Source organism: Streptosporangium sp. NPDC048047, from assembly GCF_040653115.1.
Classification (GTDB): Bacteria; Actinomycetota; Actinomycetes; order Streptosporangiales; family Streptosporangiaceae; genus Streptosporangium.
This window is the reverse complement of record NZ_JBEZNH010000009.1, coordinates 183,223-194,162: the sequence shown is the minus strand read 5'-3', so window position 1 is coordinate 194,162 and position 10,940 is coordinate 183,223. Positions and strand designations below refer to the sequence as shown.

Here is a 10,940-nt window from a genome sequence, read left to right as displayed (position 1 = left end):
GCGCAGATGGGCGTTCTCACCCCGTACCGGGGCATAGGGAGGCGGGACGGAACCGTTCAGGACTCGTGGGCGTGCCGGAGGCCGGCCCTCTCCGCCACCGGAGACGCAACGCTCACCAAGCGCAAGGAGACAGGGTGACCACGTCCGCCTCGCCGGACACCGGGTCGGGGGTCCGCAGGTGGCTGCTGCAGGGCCTGCACCGCGCCGACCTGAAGACGCCGGGCCCGCATCACGAGGAGACGCCGCACCGGCAGCACCGCTGGTGGCAGGTCATGTGCCTGACCGGCGTCGACTACTTCTCCACCCTCGGCTACCAGCCGGGCATCGCCGCGCTCGCCGCCGGGACGCTCAGCCCGGTCGCGACGCTGCTGCTGGTCGCGCTGACGCTGTTCGGCGCGCTGCCGACCTACCGGGCGGTCGCCAAGGAGAGCCCGCACGGCCTGGGCTCGCTGTCCATGCTGGAACGCCTCCTGCCCGGCTGGCCCGGCAAGCTGCTCGTGCTGTTCCTGCTGGGGTTCGTCGCCACCGCGTTCATCGTGACGATCACCCTGTCGGCGGCCGACGCCACCGCGCACGTCCTGCACAACCCGTTCGTCCCGGCGGTGTTCCAGGGCTGGCAGGTGCCGGTCACACTGGTGCTGATCGCCCTGCTCGGCCTGGTGTTCCTCATGGGGTTCAGCGAGGCGATCTCCATCGCGGTCGTGCTGGTCGGCGTCTACCTCGCCTTCAACGTGGTCGTGCTGGCCGTCGCCCTGACGCACGTGGCCGGTACGTCCGGCCTGGTCGTGAACTGGTGGTCGGCGCTCACCGCCGACCACTCCAGCCCGATCGCGATGGTCGCCGTGTCGCTCTACGTGATGCCCAAGCTGGCCCTTGGACTGTCCGGGTTCGAGACGGGCGTCGCGGTGATGCCCCTGGTCAAGGGCGACCTGAAGGAGCGGATCCACGGCGCGAGGAAGCTGCTGACCACGGCCGCGCTCGTGATGAGCGTCTTCCTCGTCGCCTCCAGCTTCGCCACCACCGTGCTGATCCCGGCGAAGGAGTTCGCCCCCGGCGGCGGGGCCAACGGCCGCGCCCTGGCCTACCTGGCCCACGCCTACCTCGGTGAGTGGTTCGGCACCGCCTACGACGTCAGCACGATCGCGATCCTGTGGTTCGCCGGAGCCTCGGCGATGGCGGGCCTGCTCAACATCGTGCCGCGCTACCTCCCCCGGTACGGCATGGCCCCCGACTGGTCGCGCGCGGCCCGCCCGATGGTGCTGGTCTTCACCGCCGTCTCCTTCGTGATCACCCTGTTCTTCGGCGCCGACGTCGAGTCTCAGGGCGGCGCCTACGCCACCGGCGTGCTGGCGCTGATCCTGTCGGCGGCGGTCGCCGTCACGCTGTCGCTCTGGAAGAAGGGACGGAGGAGGGCCGCGGCGCCGTTCGGGTTCATCACGCTGGTCCTCCTCTACGCGACGGCGGCGAACATGATCGAACGTCCCGACGGCCTGGTGATCGCGCTGTTCTTCGTCCTGGCGATCGTCGTCACCTCGCTGGTCTCCCGGGCGACCCGCTCGACCGAGCTGCGCGTCACCCGCGTCGACCTGGACGAGACGGCCCTGCGCTTCATCAACGAGTGCGGGGACATCCACCTCATCGCCAACGAGCCGCACGCCCGCGACAAGAAGGAGTACGTCGACAAGGCCCGCGAGGCGTGGCAGCGCCACCGGCTGCGCAGCGCCGAGAAGGCCGTCTTCCTGGAGATCACGGTGCCGGACGCGTCGGAGTTCGCCTCCGAGGTGTGCGTGAAGGGCGAGGAACGGCACGGCTTCCGCATCCTGCGGGTGGAGAGCGCCTCCGTGGCCAACGCGATCGCCGCCGTTCTGCTCCACCTGCGCGACAGGACCGGCAAGCTGCCGCACGTCTACTTCCACTGGGCGGAGGGCAACCCGGTCGGCGCGTTGCTGCGCTACCTGGTGTTCGGCGGGGGCGACGTGGCGCCGCTCACCCGGGAGGTCCTGCGCCAGGCCGAGCCCGACGTGGAACGTCGTCCCATCGTCCACGTGGGCTGACCCGTCCACTCGCGGTCCAGGACGAGCGGCGCGGGCGCGGCCGTTACGCACATGTCTCCTGAGCGTCGCCCGGGCGACTCGGCGCCGGGGGTATACCTTGATCACTGGCCGGCTACCGGCGCGGGTGGCACCTCAGCCGCGTGGAATGAGTGGATGACGATGAGTAGAGAGCTGTTCGTCGACGTCTCCCACCACCATGACGCGGGCTGCGCCGTGGTCACCGTCACCGGCGACATCGACCGGACCTCCAGCCCGCTGCTCAGAGGCGCCGTGGACCGCCTGGTCTCCGGCGGGCAGACGCACATCATCCTCGACGTCGAGGGCGTCACCTTCTGCGACTCCACCGGCCTGCGGACCTTCCTGAGCGGGGTGAACACGACCTACGAGGCGGGCGGCTGGCTGCGGCTGGCCGGGGTGAGCGGTCACCTGGAGCGGCTGCTGCAGATCACGGACCTCTACACCTTCTTCGCCATCGACACGGACGTCGCCGGTTCCCTGGCCAGCGCGCGGACCCGCGGCTGACGGCCCCGCCCGCCCTCCGAGAAGGGGCGGCCGCGCCCGGCGCCGCGGGTCCGGGAGGCGCGGTTCCGAGGGCCATGGGGCCGAAGTCATGAGTCGGGGTGTCACGGAGCCCGGTCGTCCGCCGGGCCGCCGGTCAGGCCGTCCACCGGTTCGGGCGGCCACGGCATGCCGCCCGGGTTCGGCACCGGGAACGTGCCCGACCCCATCACCGCGGACGCCAGCGGCCACAGCAGCCGGGCGAGCGCGGAGGTGGACTCCCCGCCCAGCGCCCGCCAGGGACCGGCCGCGGCCTCGTCGGTCAGCCGTTCGATCCGGTCGCGTTCCCGCGCGCCCTCCCCGGTCAGGCGGCCCCCGCCGTCCAGCCACCCCCGCGCCCGCAGGGAGCCGAGCGCCGCGTCCCACTCCGCCTCGTCCCACTTCCTGGCCAGGCGGAGCCCGTCCGCGTCGGCCTCGGTCGCGGCGATCTTGAGGAGGTGGGCCTCGACCGGGGACACGCCGCCGGCGACGAGGACGGCGACATGCCCGTCGCCGCGGTGCTCGCGCAGCGTGGTCGCCGCCTGCCACAGCCGCAGGTACGGATCCTCCGGCTCGGGAACGGCCTGGTTCGCCGCGGCGAGCACCCGCCCGGCGGTGTCGGCCCGGCGGGCCGCCTCCCAGGCGAGCGAACCGGCCTCCTCCAGGCCGTCCGGCGGCGAACCCGCCCGCAGGGCGCCCGGCTCCTCCCTGCCACCCGGTCCCTCCACAGCGTCCGGCGGTTCCGGGGCCCCCGGCGCGGTCGCGTCCGTGAGCAGCCGTCGCAGCGCGGCCCCCGCCCCGTCCATACGGGCCCGGAGCACGGCGTCCGGGGACGCGAACCCCCAGGCGTCCGGCAGCGCCCTGGCCACCCGGGCGGGCGGGAACCCGTGGAAGGCGGCGGTGACCACCTCCGGGCCCACCGCGCCGAGCGGGGCCGCCCGGGTCGCGAAGTAACCCATCCAGAAACCGCGCAGGCCGGCCGCGTCGGCCGCCGCCCGCGCCTCCGGCGCGAAGTAGGTGACGGCGTGCAGGGGCTCCAGCAACTGCCACATCAGCCGGGGCACGTTCGGGTCCACTCCGGACTCCCTCCTCGTTGAAGATCCTCCGTCCCCAGCATGCGTGACGGGCACGAGACCGTCACGTGCCGTCCTGAGTGAATCGTCCGGGTTCGGGTAGCCGGGCGACATGGCGACCTATGGCTTCCATTCATCACACGAGCAGATTCACCCGGCCGAGCTGCTGAAGGCGGTGACGCAGGCCGAGCAGGCGGGGTTCGCGGCGGCGATGTCCTCGGACCATTTCTCGCCCTGGAGCACGCGGCAGGGCCAGTCCGGGTTCGCCTGGTCCTGGCTGGGCGCCGCCCTGCAGGCCACGAGCCTTCCGTTCGGCGTGGTCAACGCCCCCGGCCAGCGCTACCACCCGGCGATCATCGCCCAGGCGATCGGCACGCTGGGGGCGATGTTCCCCGGGCGGTTCTGGGCGGCGCTGGGCACCGGGGAGGCGAGCAACGAGCACATCACCGGCGGCCGCTGGCCGCGCAAGGACGTCCGTACGGCGCGGCTGCGGGAGTGCGTCGACGTCATCCGGGCGCTGCTGGCGGGCGAGGAGGTCAGCCACGACGGCCTGGTCACCGTGGACCGGGCCCGGCTGTGGACCAGGCCGGAGGTCCCGCCGGAGCTGTTCGGGGCGGCGGTGAGCGCGAAGACCGCCCGGTGGTGCGCGGACTGGGCCGACGGGCTGATCACCGTGAACGCCCCCCTGGAGACGCTGCGCGAGGTCCTCGGCGCCTACCGGGACGCCGGGGGGAAGGGCAAGGCGGTCCTGCAGGTCCACCTGAGCTGGGCCGAGACCGACGACGAAGCGCTGGCGATCGCCCACGACCAGTGGCGGAGCAACGTCTTCGGCCCACCGGCGAGCTGGGACATCGACACCGCCGAGCTGTTCGACATGGTCACCGAGGAGGTGCCGCCGTCGAAGGTGACCGAGTCGGTCAACGTCTCGGCGGACCTGGGATGGCACGCGGCCCGGATCGGCGAGTACGTGGAGCTGGGCTTCGACCAGGTCTATCTGCACCATGTGGGGCAGGAGCAGGAGGCGTTCATCGACGCCTTCGGGGCGAAGGTCCTGCCGCAGCTTCCCTGATCCCGCGGGTTCCCTGATGCCGCGGGTTCTCCTGAGCCCGCCGGCTCTCCTGAACCGGCCCGTTCGCGGGTTCTCCCGCGTCGGCCCGTTCTCCTGAACCCGCCCGCTCCGGGCCCGCCCGCCGGTCGCGGGCGGGCCCGGCGGGTCCGGCGGGTCCGGCGAGGAAATGAGAACTGGACGAAACAGTTGTGTCGCAATCAGTTCACATAAGCCGGTCATCTCCTCTACATTGGATTGTGGGAGCGCTCCCACACAGAGGAGAAGCAGGTGACCCTCCAGCCCAGCTCGTGCGTCGAGCCGCTCGGCCCGGCGTCCGCTCACGGATCCGCCACCCACGCCGCTCATGAGCCCGCCGCTCACGGACCCGCCACCCATGCCATGACCCACCGGGCGGTGTCCGCCCGCACGGTGTTCACCCGCACGGCCGAGCGCCTGCTGCCCGCGACTCCCACGAGCGTGCGCGACGCGCGCTCCCTGGTACGTGACGAACTGGCCCTGTCCGGAGCCGGAGACCTGGTGGACGACTGCGTGCTCGTCGTCAGCGAGCTGGTCACCAACGCGGTGCGGCACGGCGGCGCGGCATGCGCGCTCAGGCTGCGCTGCGGCGCCGGCCACGTGTACGGCGAGCTGTTCGACCCCGGGGCCGGGGCGCCCCGGGTGTGCGAGGCCGACGACGAGGCCACCGGGGGGCGCGGCCTGCAGATCGTCGGCGTCCTGACCGACGGCTGGGGCGTCACCTGGCCGGCCACCGGCGGGAAGATCGTCTGGTTCGTCTTCGGCGCGCCCGTCCCGCATCCGCGGACCCCGGGCATCCCGGTGACCGGGATCGGACGGGACCGCACGGCGTGACGGGCCGGCCGGTGGGCGTGGCCGTACGGTGTGGTGGACACGCCGTGACGAGCATGGCCGTACGGTGCGACGAGCGGTGTGCCGGACGGGAGTCTCGGGGGGCGGACCTGGCCGGGCGACGGTCTGGGCGGTGCGACGGAGGCGCGGTCTGGGCGGTGCGACGGAGGCGGAGAGGATCGAACCGTCACCCTCTTTTGAACATATTGTTTAAATCAATACGTTGACAATGAAGTGTTGCTGCGGCCATGCTGGTCGCATGTCTTCCGATACCGATCAGCCACCGCAGTCGCTCGACCCCTTCACGCCCCCGGACCCGGGGCAGGCGCGGGCGCACCGCGTCTACGCCGCGCTGTCGCGCATCGCCGACCGGCACGCCGCCACCGAGGAGCAGCGCTCCCGGCAGGTCCACCCGTCGGTGCTCGGCCCGCACGAGGCCGTCAGGCTCGTCTCGTTCCTCGCCGCGGGCTCCGCCCTGCCGGAGGAGGGTGAGCCGGAGGTGGACGACGCCGACATCACCGCCGCCCTGACCCTCATCCCGCTGGCCCGCGCGGAGATGGACCAGCTCGAGGCGGGGCTCCTGCAGATGGCCAGGGGCCGCGGTCTCACCTGGCAGGAGATCGCCTTCGGGCTGGGGCTGGGCACCTCCCAGGCCGCCCGGCAGCGCTACGAGCGCCTGGCGGGCCGGATCGCCGCCGAGACGGGCGGCGCCGGCTGACACCTCCGGCGGCACCGCCCCGGCCGGGCCGTGGCGGTCGGGCCGTGCGGTCGGCTAGGGGAGCCTGTAGTCCCAGTCGAGGCGGCCCGTGCGGAGGTCCTCGGTGAGGCCGCGGACGTAGCCGAGTTCCGCGGCGAGCACGGCCCGCTGGTGCTCGCTCTCCACGAGGAAGACGCGCGGCAGGAAGGCCGCCCCCTCGGCCATCTCCTGTTCCAGCGAGGCCAGCCGGGCCTCCAGGGACGCGACCCGCTCCTCCAGCGCCGCGTGGACCTCGCCGGGCTCCAGTACCGGCAGGAAGGCCAGGGCCGCGGGGAACTCGGGGAACTCCCTGGCGGGGGTGGAGAGCATCTCCCGCATCCACCGCCGCAGCGTCTCGCGGCCCTCGCCGGTCGGCTCGTAGACGGTCCGCTCCGGGCGGTTCTCCTCGCGCGAGGTCTCCCGGACCGCGATGAGCCCGGCACGCAGCAGCCGGTCGATGGTCTGGTAGACGCTGTTGCGCTGCGCGACGTTGACCACGTCGTCCTTGTGCCGATCCTTGATCATCTGCTGCATCCGGTAGGCGTGCATCGGTGACTCGCAGGTCAGGGAGAGCAGCGCCACGGCCAGGGGCGATCGCCTCGTCGACATGCCTGACATCGTAACGGCGGCCGCCCCTGGTCCCTGATAGTCATATTATGTATATTTATTTCATGACTAAGAAAGCTCTGATCATCGGCGGGGGCATCGCCGGTCCGGTGACGGCCATGGCCCTGCGGCGCGCCGGCATCGACGCCGAGGTGTTCGAGGCCTACGACCGCGGCTCCGAGGGCGTGGGCGCCTTCCTCACGCTCGCGGTCAACGGGATGGAGGCGCTGCGCCTGCTCGACCTGCACGACCTCGTCCGCGACCTGGGCATGGACACGCCGCGGATGGAGATCCTCAACCGGCGTGGCAGGCTGCTCGCCGTCCAGCGCCAGCCCTCCCGGACGATCAGGCGCGCCGACCTCTACCGGGTGCTGCGCGACGAGGCCGTACGGCGCGGCGTGCCGATCCACTACGGCAGGCGTCTCACCGACGCCTCGGCCACCCCGGACGGCGTCAGGGCGGTGTTCGCCGACGGGAGCACCGCCGAGGGCGACCTGCTGGTCGGCGCCGACGGCCTGCGCTCACGCACCCGGACGATCATCGATCCCGGAGCGCCGCGGGCCCGGCACGTCGGCCTGCTGAACACCGGCGGCTTCGCCCGCGGCGTCACGGTGCCGGGCGTCCCGGGGACGAGTCACTTCATCTTCGGCAGGAGGTGCTTCTTCGGCTACCTGATCCACCCGGACGGAGAGGTGTGGTGGTTCGCCAACCCGGCGAGCCCCGGGGAGCCGACCCCCGAGGAACTGGCCGCGATCACCCCGGAACGGTGGCGGGCCAGGCTGCTGGAGCTGTTCGAGGGCGACACCGGGCCGATGGCCGACGTCATCGGCGCGACCCGCGACATCCTGGGCCCCTGGAACACCTACGACTTCCCGACCGTGCCGACGTGGTTCAACGACCGCATGGTGCTCCTGGGCGACGCCGCGCACGCGACCTCGCCCTCCTCCGGTCAGGGCGCGTCGATGGCCGTCGAGGACGCGGTGGTGCTGGCCAGGTGCCTGCGCGACGTGCCCGGCACGCGCGACGCGTTCGCCGCCTTCGAACGGCTGCGGCGCGGGCGGGTCGAGAAGATCGTGGCCCAGGGGAGGCGCAACGGCAGCGGAAAGGCCCCGGGGCCCGTCGGCGCGTTCCTCCGCGACCTCACGCTGCCGACGATCATGCGGCAGGTGGAGAAGAGGGACATGCTGGCCTGGATGCACGACTACCGCCTCTCCTGGGACGACTCGGTGTCCACAATGGTGGGAGAGCGGCCGTGAGGCGGGCGGAGGTGGTCCGATGGCCGACCTGGAGGCCCTGCGGCGGGCGATCGGGGAGATCCCGCTGGTGGACCACCACGTCCACGGGGCGCTGGTCCGCGACCTGACGCGGCGGGAGTTCGAGGAGGCGCTCACCGAGTCGGACCGGCCGGTGCCCGCCTGGATGAGCCAGTTCGACTCCCAGCTCGGCTTCGCCGTCCTGCGACACTGCGCGCCCGTACTCGGCCTCGGCCCGCGTTCCGAGCCGGACGCCTCCCCCCTCCCGCGTCCCGAGCCGGACGCCTACCCCGTCCCGTGTTCCGAGCCGGACGCCTACCTCGCCCGCCGCGCCGAGCTGGGCGCCGAGGAGGCCACCCGGAGGCTGCTCGCCGCCGCCGGGGTGGACCATTCTCTGGTGGAGACCGGCTACCGGCCGGGTGAGCTGCTGGGGCCGTCCGGGATGTCCGCCCTGTCCGGTCGTCCCGCCGACGAGATCGTCCGGCTGGAGGCGGTCGCCGAGCGGGTCGCCGCCGAGGGCGCCGGCGCCGCGGCCTTCGCCGCCGCCTTCGAGGCGGCCCTGTGGGAGCGCAGCCGTACGGCGCGCGGGCTGAAGACCGTCGCCGCCTACCGCTGCGGCCTCGACTTCGACCCCGCCCCGCCCTCCCCGGGCGAGGTGACGGCGGCGGCCGGCCGCTGGCTGCGGCGGATCGAGCGGGCCGGGCGGGCCGAGCGGGCCGGGTGGGCCGAGCGGATCGAACAGGGCGGGCGGATCGAGCAGGGCGGGCGGACCGGGCGGAGCGGCACGGCCCGCCTGGACGACCCGGTGCTGGTGCGCCACCTCGTCTGGACGGGCGTCGGGCGCGGGCTGCCGCTGCAGTTCCACACCGGGTACGGTGACCCCGACCTCGACCTTCGCCGCGCCGACCCGCTGCTGCTGCGCGGCTTCGCCGAGCTGGCCGAGCCGCGCGGGGTCCCGCTGCTCCTGCTGCACTGCTACCCGTTCCACCGCGGCGCGGGCTTCCTGGCTCAGGCGTACCCGCATGTCTTCTTCGACGTCGGGCTGGGGGTGCACCACACCGGGGCGCGGGCGGCGGCCGTCGTGGCCGAGAGCCTGGAGCTCGCGCCGTTCGCCAAGATCCTCTTCTCCTCCGACGCCTGCGGGCCGGCGGAACTGCACCACCTGGGCGCCCTGCTGTGGCGACGGGCGATGACGAGGGTCCTCGGCGGTTTCGTGACCGAGGGGGAGTGGAGCGCGGAGCAGGCGGTGCGGGTGGCCACGATGATCGGCTCGGCGAACGCCCGCCGGGTCTACCGGCTGGGGGACGGCGGTGCGGACGATGTGACCCGGGCAACAGCCTGAGCCGCATCATCCGCGTCCCCTGGGGAAGCGGAACACGTATTAAGTGGACGTAACGGACTTATTGCCTGTCTATCTCGGGGAGGAAGCATGTACGGCACCCACGCCCACCGGCTCACGGGAAGCCCGGAGGGAAGCGGGGTGACCGGCGCCCATCGTCACGGGGCCGGGGAGGCCAGGTGAAGGACGTTCACGAGCGACTCTACGCCGCGCTCCACGAAGAGCTCCCTGCCGCCTACGAGCTGCGAAGGGAGCTGCACGCCGAGCCGTACGTCGCGGGCACCGAGGAGCCGACGCTCAAGCGGATGCTCGACGCGCTGCCCGAGGACGGCGTCCTGGAGCGGGTGGCCGGAACCGGCGCGATGCTCCGCATCGGCGACGGCGGCCCCGCGGTCGGGGTGCGCGGCGAACTGGACGCCCTGCCGATCACCGAGGAGACGGGCGTCCCCTGGGCCTCGCGAAACGGCGCCATGCACGCCTGCGGCCACGACGTCCACCTCGCCGCGCTGGCCGCTCTGACCAGGGCCGTCGAGCGTGTCCGGCCGGACACCCCGATGGTCGCGGTCCTGCAGCCCCGCGAGGAGACCCATCCCTCGGGGGCGCTCGACATCGTCAAGTCCGGCGCGCTCGCCCGGCACCGGATCGGCGCGATGATCGCCGCGCACGTCCAGCCGGTGCTCGACGCCGGCCAGACGGCCTGCACGTCCGGTGCGGTCAACGCCTCCGCCGACGAGTTCACCCTCACCGTGCGGGGCCGCGGCGCCCACGCCGCCTACCCCCAGCTCGGCCGGGACCCGGTCCTGGCGCTGTCGCAGATCGTCGTGGCCGCGCAGCAGCTCGTCAGCCGGGACGCCGACCCCATGGTGCCGACCGTCATCACCTTCGGGACGGTGAGCGCCGGCACCGCCCCCAACGCCATCCCCGGCCGGGCCGTCGCGAGGGGGACGCTCCGCGCGATGTCGGAGACCTGGCGCTGGCGGCTGCAGGACCGGTTCCGCGAGATCGCCGAGGGGATCGCCCGCGCCCACGGCTGCGAGGCGGAGGTGTGGATCGCGCTGGGTGAGCCGCCGCTGGTCAACGACGAACTCCTGGCCGGCGAGACGGCCCGGCTGCTCGCCGAAGCCGCCTGGCACACGCCCGCCACCCTGCGCTCCTGCGGGGCCGACGACTTCGCCCACTTCGCGTCGGCCGTACCGTCGCTGATGCTCTTCGTGGGCACCGACACGGAGTCAGGGCTGCACACCCCGACGTTCCTGCCGGGGGACGAGACGGTCAGGGCGGTGGCCGAGAGTCTGCTGGCCGCCTACCTCGCCGCGGCCCGCGTCGTCGCCAGAGGCGGGAAACGGTCCGCACGGAAGTGACCGCGCCGTCGAAGGCCCGGCGGACGACCGCGACGGCCGAGGGGCCGCCCGGACGCGACGCCCGCG

10 protein-coding genes are annotated in these 10,940 nt (G+C 73.2%); 8 read left to right on the top strand and 2 right to left on the bottom strand.

Going from position 1 to position 10,940, the window contains the following annotated elements; all coding sequences use genetic code 11:
* Positions 1–134: 134 nt before the first annotated feature.
* Positions 135–2,054 (top strand): amino acid transporter, encoded by a 1,920-nt coding sequence (locus AB0D67_RS11175; protein ID WP_362932413.1) that lies wholly within the window; start codon positions 135–137, stop codon positions 2,052–2,054.
* A 153-nt stretch (positions 2,055–2,207) separates the two neighbouring features.
* Complete coding sequence (locus AB0D67_RS11170; RefSeq protein ID WP_362932411.1) at positions 2,208–2,576, top strand: STAS domain-containing protein; 369 nt, start codon at positions 2,208–2,210, stop codon at positions 2,574–2,576.
* A gap of 101 nt (positions 2,577–2,677) precedes the next feature.
* Here the strand turns inward: AB0D67_RS11170 and AB0D67_RS11165 are convergent, their stop codons facing one another.
* Positions 2,678–3,667, bottom strand: a complete 990-nt coding sequence (locus AB0D67_RS11165; RefSeq protein ID WP_362932409.1) for a hypothetical protein — start codon at positions 3,665–3,667, stop codon at positions 2,678–2,680.
* Positions 3,668–3,776: 109 nt separating this feature from the next.
* On the opposite strand from AB0D67_RS11165, the gene AB0D67_RS11160 reads away from it, so the two are divergent.
* The 3 genes from AB0D67_RS11160 (at position 3,777) to AB0D67_RS11150 (ending at position 6,297) form a co-directional block, all read left to right on the top strand.
* Complete coding sequence (locus AB0D67_RS11160; protein WP_362932407.1) at positions 3,777–4,733, top strand: TIGR03885 family FMN-dependent LLM class oxidoreductase; 957 nt, start codon at positions 3,777–3,779, stop codon at positions 4,731–4,733.
* A 267-nt stretch (positions 4,734–5,000) separates the two neighbouring features.
* Complete coding sequence (locus tag AB0D67_RS11155) at positions 5,001–5,582, top strand: ATP-binding protein (protein WP_362932405.1); 582 nt, start codon at positions 5,001–5,003, stop codon at positions 5,580–5,582.
* Between the two features lie 256 nt (positions 5,583–5,838).
* Positions 5,839–6,297 (top strand): DNA-binding protein, encoded by a 459-nt coding sequence (locus AB0D67_RS11150; RefSeq protein WP_362932403.1) that lies wholly within the window; start codon positions 5,839–5,841, stop codon positions 6,295–6,297.
* 54 nt (positions 6,298–6,351) lie between these two features.
* On the opposite strand, the gene AB0D67_RS11145 is transcribed toward AB0D67_RS11150, so the two are convergent.
* Positions 6,352–6,924 (bottom strand): PadR family transcriptional regulator, encoded by a 573-nt coding sequence (locus tag AB0D67_RS11145; RefSeq protein ID WP_362932401.1) that lies wholly within the window; start codon positions 6,922–6,924, stop codon positions 6,352–6,354.
* A gap of 62 nt (positions 6,925–6,986) precedes the next feature.
* Here AB0D67_RS11145 and AB0D67_RS11140 point away from each other — a divergent pair, with 62 nt between their 5' ends.
* The 3 genes from AB0D67_RS11140 (at position 6,987) to AB0D67_RS11130 (ending at position 10,874) form a co-directional block, all read left to right on the top strand.
* Positions 6,987–8,177: an FAD-dependent monooxygenase gene (locus tag AB0D67_RS11140; protein ID WP_362932399.1), complete on the top strand. Its 1,191-nt coding sequence runs from the start codon at positions 6,987–6,989 to the stop codon at positions 8,175–8,177.
* 19 nt (positions 8,178–8,196) lie between these two features.
* Positions 8,197–9,516, top strand: a complete 1,320-nt coding sequence (locus AB0D67_RS11135) for an amidohydrolase family protein (RefSeq protein WP_362932397.1) — start codon at positions 8,197–8,199, stop codon at positions 9,514–9,516.
* A gap of 176 nt (positions 9,517–9,692) precedes the next feature.
* Positions 9,693–10,874 (top strand): M20 family metallopeptidase, encoded by a 1,182-nt coding sequence (locus AB0D67_RS11130; protein WP_362932395.1) that lies wholly within the window; start codon positions 9,693–9,695, stop codon positions 10,872–10,874.
* Positions 10,875–10,940: the final 66 nt, after the last annotated feature.